At 73.7% G+C, this 17,899-nt stretch carries 11 protein-coding genes; 5 read left to right on the forward strand and 6 right to left on the reverse strand.

Translation table 11 applies throughout. From position 1 onward, the window contains the following. Window positions 1-220: 220 nt before the first annotated feature. From ACZ562_RS00760 to ACZ562_RS00775, 4 genes are all read left to right on the forward strand, one after another. Complete coding sequence (locus tag ACZ562_RS00760; RefSeq protein WP_471172526.1) at window positions 221-3,097, forward strand: helix-turn-helix transcriptional regulator; 2,877 nt, start codon at window positions 221-223, stop codon at window positions 3,095-3,097. 371 nt (window positions 3,098-3,468) lie between these two features. Beyond that, the gene (locus ACZ562_RS00765) at window positions 3,469-4,251 is read left to right on the forward strand and encodes a hypothetical protein (RefSeq protein WP_471172528.1); all 783 of its coding nucleotides are present in this window, start codon (window positions 3,469-3,471) and stop codon (window positions 4,249-4,251) included. Continuing rightward, a complete protein-coding gene (locus tag ACZ562_RS00770) occupies window positions 4,251-6,491 on the forward strand; it encodes a bifunctional serine/threonine-protein kinase/ABC transporter substrate-binding protein (protein ID WP_471172534.1) in 2,241 nt (746 codons plus the stop codon). Before ACZ562_RS00765 ends, ACZ562_RS00770 begins: the two co-directional genes overlap by 1 nt. A 10-nt stretch (window positions 6,492-6,501) precedes the next feature. Continuing rightward, window positions 6,502-8,676 carry a bifunctional serine/threonine-protein kinase/ABC transporter substrate-binding protein gene (locus ACZ562_RS00775; RefSeq protein ID WP_471172537.1) on the forward strand — a complete coding sequence of 725 codons (2,175 nt, stop codon included), beginning with the start codon at window positions 6,502-6,504 and terminating at the stop codon, window positions 8,674-8,676. A gap of 54 nt (window positions 8,677-8,730) precedes the next feature. On the opposite strand, the gene paaN is transcribed toward ACZ562_RS00775, so the two are convergent. The 4 genes from paaN to pdhA all read right to left on the reverse strand — a co-directional run bounded on the left by paaN (window position 8,731) and on the right by pdhA (window position 14,192). Further along, entirely contained in the window at window positions 8,731-10,422 is a 1,692-nt protein-coding gene (paaN, locus tag ACZ562_RS00780; protein ID WP_471172540.1) for a phenylacetic acid degradation protein PaaN, read from the reverse strand. Between the two features lie 97 nt (window positions 10,423-10,519). After that, window positions 10,520-12,043, reverse strand: coding sequence for a dihydrolipoamide acetyltransferase family protein (locus ACZ562_RS00785; protein WP_471172542.1), 1,524 nt, complete (start codon window positions 12,041-12,043; stop codon window positions 10,520-10,522). Next, complete coding sequence (locus tag ACZ562_RS00790; RefSeq protein WP_471172544.1) at window positions 12,040-13,059, reverse strand: alpha-ketoacid dehydrogenase subunit beta; 1,020 nt, start codon at window positions 13,057-13,059, stop codon at window positions 12,040-12,042. Before ACZ562_RS00790 ends, ACZ562_RS00785 begins: the two co-directional genes overlap by 4 nt. Before the next feature lie 2 nt (window positions 13,060-13,061). After that, window positions 13,062-14,192: a pyruvate dehydrogenase (acetyl-transferring) E1 component subunit alpha gene (gene pdhA, locus ACZ562_RS00795; RefSeq protein ID WP_471172547.1), complete on the reverse strand. Its 1,131-nt coding sequence runs from the start codon at window positions 14,190-14,192 to the stop codon at window positions 13,062-13,064. Window positions 14,193-14,312: 120 nt separating this feature from the next. Between pdhA and ACZ562_RS00800 the strand changes: the two genes are divergently transcribed. Next, complete coding sequence (locus tag ACZ562_RS00800) at window positions 14,313-14,816, forward strand: Lrp/AsnC family transcriptional regulator (protein ID WP_471172549.1); 504 nt, start codon at window positions 14,313-14,315, stop codon at window positions 14,814-14,816. Between the two features lie 39 nt (window positions 14,817-14,855). On the opposite strand, the gene ACZ562_RS00805 is transcribed toward ACZ562_RS00800, so the two are convergent. Together ACZ562_RS00805 and ACZ562_RS00810 are read right to left on the reverse strand one after the other, a co-directional pair. Further along, window positions 14,856-16,538, reverse strand: a complete 1,683-nt coding sequence (locus ACZ562_RS00805) for an aldehyde dehydrogenase family protein (RefSeq protein ID WP_471173921.1) — start codon at window positions 16,536-16,538, stop codon at window positions 14,856-14,858. Then, a complete protein-coding gene (locus ACZ562_RS00810; RefSeq protein WP_471172552.1) occupies window positions 16,526-17,572 on the reverse strand; it encodes a histidinol-phosphate transaminase in 1,047 nt (348 codons plus the stop codon). Before ACZ562_RS00810 ends, ACZ562_RS00805 begins: the two co-directional genes overlap by 13 nt. Between the last annotated feature and the right edge of the window lie 327 nt (window positions 17,573-17,899).

Raw genomic sequence — 17,899 nt, forward strand, 5'->3', positions numbered from 1 at the left:
GGCCGAGGTCCACGGCGGACGAGGCGTCCCGCACGCAGGCGACAGACTGAACCGCGGGCAGCTCGGAGAGCTCCGGCTCGACGGCCCGCGCAGGGCCGTCGTGACCGTGCGACGCAGAACACCATGACGGCCGTCCGGCGTTGTCAGTGCCTGACCTTAGGGTTGGCTGCCGGACGGAGATCGACGCGGGCGGGCAGGTCGCCGGTGGGGGGACGCGAGCGTGGCACAACTGGTGGGCAGAACATCGGAACTCGCACGGCTGGACGCCGTGCTCGCCGACCTGGGCGGGCCCGGGGTGCCGGCGGTCGTCGACATCGCCGGTGAACCCGGTATCGGGAAGAGCCGGTTGCTCGGCGAAGCGTGCGCCCGGGCTCGCCGGGCCGGCTTCACCGTCCTGCGCGGCCGGGCGACGGAGTACGAACAGCACGTCCCCTTCCAGGCGTTCACCGACGCGTTCGCCGACGCCGGTCCCGGCACACCGGCCGCTGAGCCCGTCCTCACCGATGCGGGCTCGGTGCTGCACGACATCCGGCATGCGCCGGGCGACGGATCCGCCGCAGGCGCCGCTGCCCGGTTCGGGCTGCACCGTGCGATCGCCGCGTTCCTCGCGCGCCTGGGCGAGCGCGGGCTGGTGCTGGCCCTCGACGACCTGCACTGGGCGGATCCCGCGTCACGGGAACTGCTGGACCACCTGATCCGGCACCCTGTGCGCGGCCGCGTCCTGCTGGTCGTCGCACGCCGGGCCCGGCAGACACCGACCTCCCTGACCGCGGCGCTGACGCGCGGTGCCGACGAGGGAGCAGTCCTCCACTTCACTCTGCAGCCGCTCCCCGAGCAGGAGTCCGTCCGGGCGCTGGCTGCGGACGTTCCGGAGGACCGGGCCAGGCAGTTGTACGCCGCCAGCGAGGGCAACCCCCTGTATCTGCTGTCCCTGTTGCACGCGTACCGCAACGGCGCACCGCCGCCCGGCGTCACCACCCATGCCGGCGCCACGGACGCGGCCGGCGTGCCCAGCGGGCTCGCGGCGCTGCTGCTCGACGAGCTGACCACCCTCACCGAGCCGCAGCGCCGGGTCGTCGAAGCGGTGGCGGCGCTCGGCGACCATGCCACGACCGTCATGCTGGCCGTGGCGACCGGGCTCTCGGTCCAGGACGTGGAGGACCACACCGGCGCCATGGTGGTGCGGGACGTGCTGCGGGCCGTGCCGGGCGGCCGGTGGGTGCTCCGCCATCCGCTGGTGCGGGCCCTGGTCTACGAGAACACCGCCCCGGGGCGGCGTGCCGCGGTCCATCGCCGCGCCGCGCGCGAACTGGCCCGCACCGGGGCTCCCGCCACCGAGCGGGCCCACCATGTCGAACGGTCGCTGACCGGCTGGGACCCCGAGGCCGCGGCCGTGCTCCGCGAGGCCGCCGCGCGCTTCGCGTCGACCGCTCCGGCCACCGCCGCCCACCTGCTGGGCGTCGTCCTCGGACACCTGCCGGACACTCCCGACCACGTTCGGCTGCGCGGCGAACTCGTCCTGGCGCGCGCCCGCGCGCTCGGCGTCAGCGGAAATCACCGGGAGAGCCGGACCCTGCTGCACACCCTGATCGAGGCGTCGGGCAAGGACCATCCCGAACTGCGTACGGAGGCCGTCGCCCAGTGCGCCGTGATGGAACGGCACCTCGGCCACTCCCCCGAGGCCACCGCCTTGCTGCGCCGGGAGCTGTCCCGCCATCCGGGCCCGTCCCCCGCGCAGGCGGTCTCCCTGCGGCTCGCCCTCGGCATGTCGGCCCTGCTGACCGCGTCCTATCACGAGGTACGCGCGGACGTCGCGGAAGCCGTCGCCGTCGCGCGCTCCGACGACGCCCCCGCGAGCGAGGCGGCGGCGCTGGCCCTCGCGGCCCTGGGAGAGGCGTACGAGGGCGAGACGGAGGCGGCCGCCCGGTTCGCCGACGCCGCCTGTTCACTCGCCGACGCGCTGACGGATCCCGACCTCGCGGAACTGTGCGAGTCGCTGGTCTGGCTGGCCTGGGCGGAAACACTGCTGGAGCGCTATGCCGACGCCGAACGGCACATAACCCGCGGGCTGGACATCGCCCGCCGCGGCGGCCGGCTCCATGTCCTGCCGCACCTGCTGACGAGCAGGGCCTTCGTCCACCTCACCACCTGCCGTCTGCCGACCGCGCTGGAGGCCGCCGAGGAAGCGGAGTCCATCGCGCGGGCCGCGGGCAGCAGCGACCTCCTGGCCTTCGCCCTCGCCATCAAGACACTGGTCCTGCTGCTGGCCCGGCCCCTGGGGGACGGCAGCGCCCTGGCCACCGGTGAGGAGGCCGTCGCGGCAGCCGGCGGGAGCAAGGGCTGGTGGCCCGCCCTGGCCTGGTGCATGCTCGGGCACGCGACGTTCGTGAGCGGCGACCCGCACCGCGCCCAGGAGGCCATCATGACGGCCGGCGGGGGCCCGGAACTGCCCCTGCTGCAGCCGTCGATCCGTCCGGGCCAGCTGGACACCCTCACGGCCGCGGCCCTCGCCGCGGGCGACCTCGGCCGGGCCGGACGCTGGGCCGCACAGGCGGCGCGCGAGGCCGACCGGCTCGGCATCGGCGGTCAGCGGGCAGCCGCCCTGCGGGCGGAAGCCTCGCTGGCCGAGCACCACGGCGACACCGGCAAGGCCGTACGGCTCCTCGACGCTGCCACGCAGGAATACGCCCGCTGCGGCCAGAGCCTGTGGGAGGCGTACTCCCTGCTGCGGGCGGCGCCCCTGGTGCAGCGTGCCGGGCAGGGCCCGCGCGCCGCCGCGATGTGGCACCGCGCTCACCGGATCGTCGTCGGCGGCGGCGCGCAGCTGCTGGTGGACCTGGCCGAGCTGATCCGTCCTCAGGTGATGGCGCAGACGCCGGCGCTTCCGGCGGAGCTGGCGGAACTGACGGCTCGTGAGCTGGAAGTGGCGGGGCTGGTGGCGGAGGGGCTGCGGAACCAGGACATCGCCGCCCGGCTGCATCTCAGCCGGCGCACGGTCGAGACCCATCTGTCGTCGATCTACCGCAAGGCATCGGTGTCGTCCCGCTCCGCCCTGGCGGGTCTCATGACCCGCTTCGGACTGGGAGCCGGCTCATGACGGGGCGCCTCCGGAAAGCACGCGGGCCGGACGGCTCCGCGCGGTCGGCGGTCGGCGGTCGGCGGCTTCACAGAACCCCACCCTTCGTGATGTGAGACGCCGGGCGGGCACGGTCGTACGCCGGGCCGCCCGGGGTCACTCCGCCAATCTGCCGTGGCCCGGGCTCGGCGGCATCCGTGAAACCACGTAATCCGTCACGCAGCACGGCGGACACGGGGACGCGGAGGAATGCGTGGAGGAATACGTAACCACTTACGTGGTTCTACTGAGGCTGCTTCCCTCGCAGCCGTCTACGTTCGACGAGTCGGACAACGCGAGCTGCTGCGAGGGGCTGAGTGAAGGGCAACACCGGAGGTGTACGGGGAGGTTGGGTGACCCTCCTGGTGGCGGGGAGTCTGCTGGCGGGGTGTTCGGCCGGGGGAGCGGACGACGGGAGCTCCCGGCGGACCGGGGCACCCTCGCGCAGTGCCTCGCCGGGAGCCGGGGCCACCCCTTCGGGCGGTTCGACCACCGCCCCCGTCCTCCCACCCGATGCCTCAGCCGTCCCGAAGACCTCCAAGGACGGGCGTGCCGTGGTCGAATCCGTCGTGCTCGCCCCGAGCGACTGGGGGCGGGGCTTCGTCGCCCAGAGCCCGGCCAGGAGCACCCCGGGCACCTGGGCCGTGCTGGACGACAGCTGCAGCTGGCAGCGGGAGAAGCTCCCCCACGGGGTACTGGCCAGTGCGTCCCGGTACAGCGAACTGCCCGGCGGTGGAGGCAAGGGCGCCGTCAGGGTGACGGCCGCGGCCACCGCGCACGCCTCCGTCCTCGGCGCCGACGAACAGCTGAGCACCACCCTCGAGGAAGTTCTGCGCTGCCCGGACCAGCAGCCCCGGGCCGACGAGCGGATCACGGGTCTGATGTCGCTGGGCACCCCCTTCGGCTCCCGCGAGCAGGAGTACGCCGACGACTCCGTACTCGAAGCCGGCGAGTACGTCGGGGAGGACGGTGGGACCCAGCCGTACCGGTGGATGGTCGCCCGGCTCGGCACGGTCGTCGTGGCCGTCTCCGTGACCGGCGCGAAGGGCCGCACCCAGCAGGAAATCGAGCAACTGGGCAGCGACGCCCTCGCTCAGATGCTCACGCGCATCGAGCGGCAGCTGAAGGGGAAGTGATGGAACCGCTCCGTACCTCCGACCCGGCCAAACTGGCGGGCTATCGGCTGCTCGGGCGGCTCGGCGCCGGCGGTATGGGTGTGGTGTACCTGGCCCGCTCGGCCGGCGGATCACTCGTCGCGCTGAAAGTGATCCAGGCGGAGTACGCCGAGGACACCGACTTCCGGGAGCGGTTCCGGCGCGAGGCGGACACGGCCCGCCGGATGACCAGCCCGTGGGTGGCGTCCCTCGTGGACGCGGACCCCGAAGCGGCCGAACCCTGGCTGGCCACCGCGTTCGTGCCGGGCCCTTCGCTCGGTGAGGCCGTCGCCGCGCACGGGCCGCTGCCCGCGCGGAGCCTGCGGGTGCTGGGAGCGCGGCTCGCTCAGGCACTGGGGGACCTGCACTCCGTCGGTCTCGTGCACCGGGACGTCAAGCCCGGCAACGTACTGCTCGCACTCGACGGACCACGGCTGATCGACTTCGGTGTGGCCCGCGATCCGCAGGACACCGCGCTCACCTCGACCGGCGTCGTGGTCGGCACCCCCGGCTTCCTGTCACCGGAACAAGCCCAGGGCGGGCGGGAGCTGGGACCGGCCGGCGACATCTTCTCGTTGGGCTGCGTGCTGGCGTACGCGGCCACCGGCCGGCCTCCGTTCGGTACCGGCACACTCGACGCGCTGCTGTTCCGCACGGTGCACGACGAGCCCGATCTTGAGGGTGTTCCGCAGGAGCTCGCCGAAGTGGTGGGCGGCTGCCTGGACAAGGATCCGCGGCAGCGGCCGACGGCCGAGGCGCTGTCCGAGACCCTCGCCGCCGCCCCCGCCTCGACTCCTGACCCACGGGAGGCCCTGCGGGTGCCCGAAGGCCAGGTTCCCGGCGACGAAGACGCCTGGCTGCCCGAGCCGTTGACCCGGCTGATCGCCGAACGGTCGGCGGCCGGCCTCGCGCTGCCCGGCGTCGACGACACCGAGGTCGACCCCGCGGCAGCCGCGTCCGCGGCGGACGGCACGGCCGCGCCGCCCCAGGAACGCTCGGTCGGCAGACGCCGTTTCCTCCTCCTGGCCGGTGGCGCGACGGCCGTCACGGCCGCAGGCGGCCTGGCCGCCTGGGCGGCCTTCGCCGATGACGGTGGGGGCAAAGAGGACGCTTCCGGTTCGGCCCCCACGGCCACCGGCCAGGTGCACACCATCGGCCTGCACGCCGACCTGAGCGGTGATCAGAAGGCGACCGGCCGGGCTCAGGAGCGCGGACTACGGCTCGCTGTCGACGAGTTCAACTCCCGGGCGGACAGGCCCTTCACGCTCGCCGTGAAGACCGTGGACGACGGCGGCGACCCGGCCAAGTCGCCCACCGTGGCCAAGCAACTGGTCGCCGACCCTTCCGTCCTGGCCGTGATCGGCCCCACCACGGATGCGACCGCCCTCGCCTCGCTGGCGACGTACGACGCCGCGTCCCTGCCCCTCGTCGCCGTGTCGCCCGGCGCCACCGTGCTCGGGGTGATGGGCAGCCGGTCCTTCCTGCACGCCCGGGTCACGGACACGATCCTGCCGTTCCACCTCAACGCGTATCTGCGCGGCACCGCGAAGTCGCGCACGATCGGGATCGTCGACGACCGGGCGGCCGACGCCTACGCCTGGGAGATCAGCAGCACCCTCGCCAAGATCCTGCGGGACGACAGACAGCCGGCCGTGCCGAAGGTGGTCAGCGCGTTGCGGACCGACTTCGGGCCGACCCTCGAAGCCCTTCTCGACGGCGGCGCCGACTCCCTGGTCTTCGCCGGCTACCACGACCGGGCCGCCCTGTTGGCCCGTGAGCTGAGGAACCGTGACTTCACGGGGGCCCGGACCGCCGCCCAGGGCGTGCTCGACACCCGCTTCCTGTCCGCTGCCGGGGACGCGGCCGAGGGCTGGGTGATCGTCGCCCCCGTCATGGACGCGTCGGTGGCTCCCGAGGCGAAGGCGTTCGCGGCCGCGTACCGCAAGCGTTTCGGTGGCGAGCCGGAGCGGTACGCCGTCGAGGCCTACGACGTGGCCCGCCTGGCCGCGAAGAGTCTGAGCGGGCTGCCCGGCAAGCGGGCCACCCGCGCGAACCTGACGACGGCGCTGCGTTCGGCCACGTACCAGGGGATCACGAAGAACTTCGCGTTCGACAAGAAGACCGGGGCCCTGGTCATCGACGGCAGCGGGGTCTACCTGTGGAAGGTCACCGGCGGCCGCTTCGGCTACCAGGGCGTGGCGCCGTACCAGGTGTCCACCTGATGGGGCGCTGATGGAGCCGTTGCGCGGCGCCGACCCGGCCCGGATCGCGGGCTACCGGCTGCTGCGCCGGCTGGGCGCGGGCGGTATGGGCGTGGTGTATCTGGCACGCTCCACCGGGGGTTCGCTCGCCGCGGTGAAGGTCATCCGCGGCGCGTACGCGGGCGACGCCGGTTTCCGTGCCCGTTTCCGTCGTGAGGTGGAGACCGCGGGCCGGGTCGCCAGCCCCTGGGTGGTGCCGCTGCTCGACGCGGACCCGGACGCGGAGTCGCCGTGGCTCGCCACGGCGTTCGTGCCGGGACCCTCGCTGGCGGAGGCGGTGGAGGAGTGCGGGCCGCTGCCGCACGGCTCGGTCCGGTTCCTGGGAGGCCGGCTCGCCGAGGCGCTGGACGCCGTGCACGGGGCCGGCCTGGTGCACCGGGACGTCAAGCCCGGAAATGTGCTGCTCGCGGTCGACGGACCGCGAATGATCGACTTCGGTATCGCCCGCATGCCGGAGGACACCGCGCTCACCGCCAGCGGGATCGTGGTGGGCTCCCCCGGGTTCCTCTCCCCCGAGCAGGCCCAGGGACGGGGCAGGGAGATCGGGCCGGCCAGTGACGTCTTCTCGCTGGGCTGTCTGCTGGCGTACGCCGTGACGGGCGAACGCCCCTTCGGCCGGGGCTCCGCGGCGGACGCGCTGGTGCGTACGGTCCGCGCCGAGCCGAGCCTGGACGGCGTTCCAGGGGCGTTGCTGCCGCTGCTGCGGGACTGCCTGGCGAAGGACCCCGGGTCCCGCCCCACCGCGGTCGACGTACGGCGGGCCTTGGACGGGACCGAGGCTCAGGAGGAAGGATGGCTGCCGGGGAACGTCACCCGTCTGATCGCGCGCCGTTCGGCCGCCGTCCTCGCCCTGCCCGCCGTCGACGCGACCGAGGTGTCCGGGGCGACCGGGACGGGTGTGCCGCCCGGCGACGCTCCCGTACCCGGCCACGGCTCCACGCGACGCCGTTTCCTCGTGCTGGGCTCGGCAGCCGGCGTCCTGGCGGCGGGCGGAACGGCGGCCTGGTGGACCGCGGACCGCGCGGGCAGTGCCTCGGCACGGGGCAGCGGAACCCGGCTGCCGCGGCTGGTCCTGGCCCTGCACGCCGATCTGACGGGAACCCAGAGGACGGCGGGCCGCGCCCAGGAGAGCGGCGTCCGGCTCGCCGTCGACCACCTGAACTCCCGCGCCGGCCGCGGCTTCGACGTGGCGCTCCAGGTGCACGACGACGCCGGCAGCCCGACCCGGGCCAAAGGGGTCGCGCGGCGGCTGGCGGCCGACGACCGGGTCCGCGCGGTCATCGGCCCGACCACCGACGCCTGTGCGAAGGCCGTCCTCGACCGGTACCGGCAGGCTCTGCTGCCGATGGTCTCCGTGTCGGTCGGACTCGACGACGTGTCCCCCCTCAAGTACCGGATGTACGCGGCCACCCGCCCGTCCGACGACACCTTGGCGGCGCCGGTCGTCGCGTACCTCGTCCGCACCGCCCGGGCACGCACGACGGTACTGATCGACGACGCCGCCGAGGGCGACTTCAGCTGGGAGATCTGCGAAGGGGTCCGTGAGGCCGTGCGATCCGGGCAGCGCACCACGACCCTGCGCACCCTCGCCGCCGAGGACGACTCGGCCGACGACTTCCGTGCGCTCGCCGAGTCGGTGACCGACGCGGAGGCGGACGCGGTGGTGTTCGGCGGAGGGTACGCGCGTGCCGCGAAGCTGGCCCGTGCGCTGCGGTCCGCCGGCTACTCCGGTGCGCGGCTGGCCACCCAGCGCGCCCTCGACCCCCGATTCCTCACCTCGGCGGGCGATGCCGCCGAGGGCTGGGTCTTCGCCACCGCCTTCCTCGATCCGACCCATGTGCCGGCCGCGAAGTCCTTCGTCTCCGCCTACCGCGAACGCTTCGACGCCGCCCCGCCCTGGTACGCCGCCGAGGCCTACGACGCGACGCTCTTCGTCGCCCGCGCCATGACGACGCTGGGCGTCTCCCGGGCGGCGCAACGGGCCGCGATCGTGGGGCAACTGCGGGAGACCGACTACCAGGGGATCACCAAGCGGCTGCACTACACCAGTACGAGCACCCGCTACATCCTGGACGCGCTGTATCTCTTCCAGGCGTCGGGCGGCCGCTTCCGCTACCTCGGCCAGTACGACGACGCCACGGTCTGAACCGGCCCACCGGCGTGCGGGCCCGTCGATCAGATGGACCCAGCCAGGTCCTTCCTAGGCATGGACATGCTCCGCTGCGGGAGCGTGCCGGCGGGACTGGACCACCGAGAAGCGGCCGGTGACGAACGCCGGGTCGGTGAGGGCGGCGTTGGCGGCGGGGTTGGCCGCGGTGCCGTGGAAGTCGCTGAAGGCGGCGGACTGGTTGACGAAGACGCCGCCGGTCAGGTTCTCGGACAGGTGCACGCCCGCGTCCAGGGCGGTCGCCCGGGCCGCCGCCAGGACACCGTCGTCGGTCGTGTAGACGGCGGCGGTCAGCGCGCCGTGCTCGGTGACCGATTCGTGCAGGAGCCGCAGGCTGTGCTCGGTGGAGTCGGTGCCGATGACGAAGGAGACCGGCCCGAACCACTCACGGGTGAAGACCTCCTGGTCGGCCTCTGCGTCGAGCCGGGCCACCAGCGGGGAGCGGAGGATCGCGTCCGGGTGGTCCGGGTGCGCCAGTTCCCTGGAGGGATGGGCGGTACGGCCGAGCGAGACCGCCTCCTCCAGGCGCCCCAGCACGTCCTCGTTCACGAGGGCGCCGAGGATGTCGGCCCGGGCGGGGCCGGCGAGCAGCCGGTCGAGGGCGGCACCGAGGTCGGCGGCGAACTCGTCGGCGGTGCGCGGGCCCTGGCCGGTGGAGATGCCGTCGCGGGGCACCAGGATGTTCTGCGGGGTGGTGCACATCTGGCCGCTGTAGAGGGAGAGCGAGAAGGCGAGGTTGCTCAGCAGGCCCTTGTAGTCGTCCGTGGAGTCCACGACGACGGTGTTGAGTCCGGACTTCTCGGTGTGGACGGCGGCCTGGCGGGCGTTGTCCTCCAGCCAGTCGCCGAACTCGCTGGAGCCGGTGAAGTCCACGATGCGTACGTCCCGATGCGTGGCCAGGGCGGGCGCGGTGCGCTCCCCGGGGCGCTGGGCGGCCAGCAGCACCACGTTCGGGTCGAACCCGGCCTCGGCCAGGACCTCACGGGCGATGCGCACGGTGATGGCCAGGGGCAGTACCGCCCGCCGATGCGGCTTGACGATCACCGGGTTGCCGGTGACGAGGCTCGCGAAGAGTCCCGGATAGCCGTTCCAGGTGGGGAAGGTGTTGCAGGCGATCAGCACCGCCACCCCGCGCCCGACCGGGGTGAAGGTCTTGTCCAGGACGAGCGGGGTGCCGCCGCGCTGCGGCTTGCTCCAGCGGGAGGTGGCCGGGTGGCGCTTCTGCTCGTGCCAGGCGTACGCCACCGCTTCGAGGCCGCGGTCCTGGGCGTGTGGTCCGCCGGCCTGGAAGGCCATGACGAACGGCTGGCCGGTGGTGTGCCGGACGGCGTGCGCGATCTCGAAGCTCGCCGCGTTCAGCCGGGCGAGGATCTCGGCGGCGACACCGGCCCGGGTGTCGGGGCTCGCGGCGCGCCAGGCGACGGCGGCGGCCTTGGCCGTGGTGACGGCCGTGTCGGGCGCCAGGTGGGGGTAGCTGACGCCGAGCGGGAAGCCGTAGGGCGAGATCTCGGTGGCGGGGACGGTGCCGGCGGCGGGGTGTCCGTCGAGGGAGAAGGGCCGGCCGAGGTGGCCGCGGAAGGCGTCCTCGCCCTGCTGGGGCGCCTCGGCTCCGTACACGGAGGTGCTGGGGATCTCGGGGTACGGCGACCAGTGGCCGCGGTCGCCGACGCGGGTGACCGCCTGCTGGAGCAGGGCCGCGTGGCGCGTGAAGAAGTCGGTGGGCATGAAGGTCTCCAGGCGGAACGTTCGGTGAGCATGGGGCGCGCTGCGCCCAGGTGGAGGAGGGGGAGAGGAGGAAGGGGAGGAAGGGCGAAGGGTCCGGTCAGACGTCGGCGAGCAGGATCGCCGGGCGTTCCACGCAGTCGGCGACGTGGCGCAGGAAGCCGCCGGCCACCCCGCCGTCGCAGACGCGGTGGTCGAAGCTGAAGGAGAGCTGGGTGACCTTGCGGACGGTCAGCTCGCCGTCCACGACCCAGGGTTTGTCGACGATACGGCCCACGCCGAGGAGGGCTGCCTCCGGGTGGTTGATGATGGGCGTGGATCCGTCGACGCCGAACACCCCGTAGTTGTTGAGGGTGAAGGTGCCTCCGGTCAGCGCGTGCGGCGGCAGGGTGCCGTTGCGGGCGAGCTCGGTCAACCGGGAGAGCTCGGCGGCCAGTTGGACGGTCGTCAGGCGGTGGGCGTCGCGTACGACGGGGACCACCAGGCCGCGTTCGGTCTGCGCGGCGAAGCCGAGGTGCACCTCGTCGTAGCGGAGGATCTCCCGCCGCTCGGTGTCGACGGTGGAGTTCAGCTCCGGGAAGCGGCGCAGTCCGGCGACGCAGATGCGGGCCAGCAGGGCGAGCAGCCCGACGCGGCGGCCCGGATCGGCGGCCTCCAGTGCCTTCTTCGCCTGCAGCAGTCCGGTGGCGTCCACGTCGACCCAGGTGGTGGCGTCGGGGATCTCGGTGCGACTGCGGGAGAGCTTGTCGGCGACGGCACGGCGGACTCCGCGCAGCGGGATGCGCACGGGACCGGTCGGGGCGGGCCCCTGCGGGTGCGTGAGGGAGGGCTGCTGCGGTGCGGCGTGGTCGAGCGGGGCGGCCACCGGCTCGGGCGCCGTGAGCTGCGGCGCCGTGTGCCGGGCGCGCTCGACTGCTTGCTCCACGTCCCTGCGCAGCACGATTCCGGCCGGGCCGGAGGGTGACAGGCCGGCGAGATCGATCCCGTGGTCCCGCGCCATCCTGCGGACGAGGGGCGAGATCACCCGGGGTGCATGGGGTCGACCGGGCTGCGCGGGCGCCTCGCCGTCGGCCGCCGCGTCAGCGCCGGCGCTCGCGGCGCCGGTGCTCGCCGCGCCGGTGCTCGCCGCGCCGGTGCTCGCCGCGCCGGTGGCGGCCGCCGCGGCGCCCCGCCTGCGCCGTCGGCGCGGGGCCGGGCCGTGGCCGGTGCCGTATCCGATCAGGACGTTGCCGGATCCGGCCTGCTCCTCCTCCCGGTACCGCTCCGCGGCCGGGTCGGCCGGCGCCGGTTCGTCCGCGGGCTCACCGTGCGGCGGCGCGCCCGGGACCCGGCCCGTGGCTCCGGCCTCGGCGCAGGCACCCGCGCCCGCCGGCCCCACCGTGATCAGCGGCTCGCCCACCGCCAGTCCTGTGCCGGCCTCCGCGTGGAGGCGGAGCACCGTGCCCGCGTACGGGACCGGTACCTCCACCGCCGCCTTGGCGGTCTCGACCTCGACGACGATCTGGTCGATGGTCACCGTGTCGCCGACCGCGACCTTCCACTCGACGATCTCGGCATCGGTCAGGCCTTCACCGAGGTCGGGGAGGCGGAACAGCTGCTCCGTGGGTGTGACGGTCGTGGTCATACGGCCGCTCCCTTCAACAGGTGCCGGACGTCCGGGTCGTCGGTGAACTGGAGGCGGTCCACGGCGTCGAGGACGCGGTCCACGCCGGGCAGGTGCGCGTGCTCCAGTTTCGGCGGCGGGTAAGGGATGTCGAAGCCGGTCACCCGCAGGACGGGCGCGGCCAGTGAGTGGAAGCAGCGCTCCTGCACGCGTGCGGCGATCTCCGCCCCGACGCCGGCGAAGCCCTGGGCCTCCTGGACGACCACGCAGCGCCCGGTGCGGCGCACGGACGCCGTGACCGTCTCGTCGTCGAAGGGGACGAGGGTCCGTAGGTCGACGACCTCCAGCTCGATGCCCTCGGCCGCCGCCGCCTCGGCCGCGGCCAGGGCGACCGGAACCGAGGGACCGTAGGCGACGAGTGTGGCGTCGCGGCCCTCCCGCCGGATCGCCGCCCGCCCGAACGGCAGCGCGCCGCGGTGCTCCAGGTCGGCGTCCTCCTTCGACCAGTACAGCTTCTTCGGCTCCAGGAAGACCACCGGGTCGGGGTCGGCCACGGCGTCCCGCAGCAGCCAGTACGCGTCCTCGGCCGTCGCCGGGGTGACGACCTTCAGCCCCGGGGTGTGCGCGTAGTACGCCTCGCTGGAGTCGCAGTGGTGCTCGACCCCGCCGATCCCGCCGGCGTACGGGACGCGGATCACCATCGGCAGGGCGAGCCGTCCCCGGGTCCGGTTGCGCAGCTTGGCGACGTGCGAGGCGATCTGCTCGAACGCGGGATAGGCGAACGCGTCGAACTGCATTTCCACCACGGGCCGGAAGCCGCCCATCGCCATGCCGACGGCCAGGCCCACGATGCCGGCCTCGGCCAGCGGGGTGTCGAAGCAGCGCTGCTCGCCGAAGTCGCGGGTCAGCCCGTCGGTGATCCGGAAGACGCCGCCGAGCGGGCCGACGTCCTCGCCGAAGACGAGCACGCGCTCGTCCTCGCGCAGTGCGTCGCGCAGCGCGGTGTTCAGCGCCTGCGCCATCGAGACCTTGGTCATGGTCAGTCCTCCTGAGCCGGAACGGTGTCGGCGGTGTCGGCCAGCTCGGCCGCCAACAGGGCGCGTTGTTCGCGCAGTTGCGGGGTCGGCTCGGCGTAGACGTGGTCGAACAGCTCCAGCGGGTCGGGGACGGTCTCGGCGTTCATCCCGGCGCGCAGCTCCGCGGCCAGGGCCTCCGCCTCCTCCCCCACCGCAGCGATGTCCTCGTCGGTGAGCGCGCCCCGCGCCCGCAGATAGGTCTCCAGCCGGCCGAGCGGGTCGGCGGCGCTCCACCGCTCGACCTCCTCCGCGTCCCGGTAGCGGGTGGCGTCGTCGGCGTTGGTGTGGGCGTCCATGCGGTAGGTGTGCGCCTCGACGAGGAAGGGGCCGTGCCCGGCGCGGGCGTGGGCGACGGCCCTGGTCAGCACCGCGAGCACGGCGACCAGGTCGTTGCCGTCGACCTGTTCGGAGCGCACCCCGTAGCCGACGCCCTTGTACGCGAGGGCGGGTGCGGCGGTCTGCCGGGCCAGCGGCACGGAGATCGCGTACTTGTTGTTCTGCACGAAGAAGACGACGGGCGCGCGGAAGACGGCCGCGAAGTTCAGCGCCTCGTGGAAGTCGCCCTCGCTGGTGGCCCCGTCGCCCACCAGCGCCATCGCCACGCCGTCCTCGCCCTTGCGGCGCAGGGACTCGGCCATGCCGGTGGCGTGCAGCACCTGGGTGGCCAGCGGGGTGCACTGGGGTGCGGTGCGGGTGGCGGCCGGGTCGTAGCCGCAGTGCCAGTCGCCGCGCAGCAGCGTCAGCACCTCGACGGGGTCGATGTCACGGGTGACCAGGGCGACGGAGTCCCGGTAGGTCGGGAAGAGCCAGTCGTCGGGCCGCAGCGCGAGTACCGCGGCGACCTGGCAGGCCTCCTGGCCCCTGCTGGAGGGGTAGACCGCGAGCCGCCCCTGCTTGGTGAGCGCGGTCGCCTGGGTGTCGAACCGGCGCCCCAGGACCATCCGCCGGTGGGCCTCGCGCAGGGCCTCGACCGGGGGCTCGGCGTATCCGGCCGGTGGCTTGGCCGCCGGGGTGCCGTCCTCGGCCACGAACCTCACCGGGGTGTGGGACGGCAGGAGGCCCTGGACCGTCTGTCGGAGGCTCTTCACGGACATGGAGGGCACTCGCTTTCTCTGGACACTTGACAGGAGAATGGTCACCACTGCGGAATATGTGTTCAATACTTCGACTGAACCGGCGATGAAATGCCGGATCCAGGGCTCCGGGAGTGCAAAGTGTCCGAGGAATTCCCAGCACCGGTCCCGGTGACCGGACGAACTGCCGCCGCTCCGCTCGACGACATCGACCGGCAGATCCTGGCCCGGCTCCTGAAGGACGGCCGGGTGTCGGTCCGGGCACTCGCCGACCAGGTGCACATCTCGCGCGCCAACGCCTACACGCGCATCGGCCGACTGATGGCCGACGACGTCATCACCGGCTTTTCCGCGCAGCTGAACCCGCAGCGGGCGGGCCTCGGCACGAGTGCGTACGTCACGATGTCGATCGAGCAGAACGCGTGGCGGGACATCTCGCGCGAGCTGCGCGAGATCCCGTACGTCGACCATGTCGCCCTCGTCACGGGCGACTTCGACGTCCTGGCGCTGGTCCGGACCCCCGACAACGTGCTGCTTCGCCGGGTCGTGCTGGAGAGCATCCAGGCGATTCCGGGCGTGCGGTCGACCCGCACCTGGCTGGTCTTCGACGAGGTGCGCGGGCGCGGGGCCGACTGGACCGCCTGACCGAGCCGGCGGGCCGCCGTTCGCGGTGACCCGGCCCGCTCATACGTCGACCAGCTCGGCCGGCACGGGGGCGTGCCGCCGGGACCGTACGACCCGGAACCGCCCGGTGACGAAGTGAGCGCCCTCGGCCGGCAGGTCCGCGCCGGCCGAGGAGGGGTCGGCGGGGAAGTCGTCCGCGACGTTCTGCACCAGATGCACCCCGGCGTCCAGCGCCGCCGTCTCGGCGGCCGCCAGCACAAGTGGATCGGTCGAGTGCACCGCGGAGTACAGCGCGCCGTGCCGGCCCACGGTGCCGCGGAAGACGGCCAGGCTGTGCGCGGTCGAGTCGGTGCCCACCAGGAACGAGACCGGTCCCGGCCACTCCCGGGCGTAGACCCGCTCGTCCCGCGCCCCCAGCCGCACGAGCAGTGGACCGCGCAGATCGGCGCCGGGATGCTCCGGATGCCTCAGCCGCCGGGACGCGCACAGCACCGGCCCGTACCGCGTGGCCTCCGCGAGCCCCGCCCGCACCTCGTCGCCGGCGATCGCCCCCAGGAGCCGCGCCACCCGCGCCGGATGCGCGAGCAGCCGGTCCACGGCTTCGCCGAGGTCGGCGCCGAGATCCCTGGGGCTCCTGCGGCCCTCGTCCGTCGCGATGCCCGTCGCCGGCACCAGGATGTTCTGCGGCGTGGTGCGCAGAGTGCCGCTGGACAGGCACAGGGAGTGGGCAAGGCCGCGTACCAGATCCTGGTAGTCGTCGGTGGAGTCGACGATCACGGTGTTCAGCCCGGTCCGGTTGGCGAACACGGTGGCCTGGCGGGCGTGTCGCTCCAGCCAGTCGGCGAACCGCGCCGAGCCGGTGAAGTCGACGATGCGCACCGCGGGGTCCGTGGCCAGCCTCTGGTGGAGCCGCTCACCGGGTTCCGCCACGGCCAGGGTCACGATGTCGGGATCGTGGCCGGCTTCCGACAGCACCTGCCGCGCCACCCGCACGGTGATCGCCAGCGGCAGCACGGAGCGCGGATGCGGGGCCACGATCACGGGATTGCCGGTGACCAGGCTGGCGAACAGGCCAGGAAGGCCGTTCCAGAGCGGATAGTCGGGGCAGCCGATGAGCAGGGACGCTCCGCGGGGCACCACGGTGCAGGTGCCGTGCATCGTCGGCGGCTGCCCGCGCCGCCGGGTGCCGTCCCAGCGCAGGTCCGCCGGAACCCGCACCGACTCGGCGAAGGCCTGGGCCACGGCCACCAGCGCCCGGTCCTGCGCACGGGGCCCGGCGGCCAGGAACGCCGCCCGCAGCGGCTGGCCGGTGGTGTGGTGCACGGCGAGGGCCAGCTCGTGGCTGCGGGTGTTCAGCCGGTGCAGAATCTCGACGGCCAGCCCGGCACGCTGGTGGGGGCCGGCGGCACGCCAGCCCGCCGTCGCCCGCCCGGCCGCCGCGACCAGGACCGCGGGGTCGCAGCGCGGGTAGCCGACGCCCATGACGATGCCGTACGCGGAGGACTCGGTGGCCACTTGGCCGAGTTCACCGGGCTGGTCGAGCTCGAAGGCCCGGCCCAGCAGGGATCCGAAGACCTTCCCCGCCGTCCGGGTGGATCTCATGCCCGCGTCGGCGGCGCCCTGCTCCGCCGCGGCTGTGAACGGTGCCCGGCAGTGACCGGTCGCGACGGCCCGTACCGCCTGCTGGAGCAGCTCGCGATGCCGCTCGTAAGGACCGGGGCGCACGGCCTTCAGCCTCGCCAGGTCGCGGCGAGTGCGAGGAGGGCGTCGTTCTCCTCCGGCAGGCCGATCGTCACCCGGACGCCCTCGCCCGGGAACGGGCGGACCACGACCTTGCCGTCGAGGCAGCGCAGGGCGAAGTCCGCGCTGTCGTCCGCGAGCGGCAGCCACACGAAGTTGGCCTGGGAGTCGGGGACGTCGAATCCGAGCTCGCGCAGCCGCCGGGTCACCCGCCCCCGTTCGGCGGCTGTGAGTGCGGCACGGCGGGCGACCTCGGCGCGCTCGGTGAGGGCGACGACGGCGGCCTCCTGGGCGAGAGCGCTGACACTGAAGGGCACCTGGGTCTTGCGCACATGGGTGGCGATCTCCGGGGCCGCCACGCAGTAGCCCGCGCGCAGTCCCGCGAGGCCGTACGCCTTGGAGAAGGTGCGCAGCACCACGACGTTCGGCCGGTCACCGAGCAGGGCCAGGGCATCGGGGACCAGCTCCGGGTCGGCGTACTCCCGGTAGGCCTCGTCGACGACGAGCAGCACGTCCTGCGGTACGCCGTCCGCGAAGTCGCGCAGCGCCCGCTCGCCGACCGCGGTGGAGGTGGGGTTGTTGGGGTTGCAGACGAAGACCAGCCGGGTCCGGCCGGTGATCGCCGCCGCCATGGCGTCGAGGTCCAGCGCGTGGTCGCGCAGCGGGACCCTGACCGCCGTACCGCCCGCGACCGCCGTGAGGATCGGGTACGCCTCGAAGGACCGCCAGCCGAAGACGACCTCGTCGCCGGGGCCGACGACCGAGTGCAGCAGTTGCCCGCAGACCTCGGAGGAGCCGGCACCCACCGCGATCCGCCCGGGCTCGACACCGTGGTGCTCGGCGATGGCCCGGACCAGGCCGGTGGCGCTCATGTCGGGGTAGCGGGACACGCCGCCCGCCAGTTCGGCGAGCCTTCCGGCGACCCCGGGCAGCAGCCCGTACGGGGATTCGTTGCTGGCCAGAACGACCGCGCCGGGCAGCTTGCGGCCCGGGACGTAGGCGGGCAGCTCCGCCAGGGACGAACGGACACGCACCATGCTGGACTCGCTTCTGAAGGTGGGGCCCGGGGCCGTGCCTCGGGGCACTTGACAGGGAAATCGTGAAGAACGGGCGACAAACGCTCAACTGTTCGGGGAATTCGGCGACGAATGGCCGACGATCGCCCCAGCGGACGACATGTCGTCTCCCTACCGGTCGGTACCGGCCCTCTCCGCGAGACGGACTGCGTGCCCGGCGTCGGACACGGGTGCGTGTCCATTCATCACGAATCGGCGACATGGCGCTCTCGGCACCCGTGACATCCGGCCGGGTCTGCCAAGACTGCTCACCGCCCACTCCGCGAGGCGCCCGTACCTCGCCGGCTC

Source organism: Streptomyces sp. NPDC040410 (assembly GCF_055595715.1).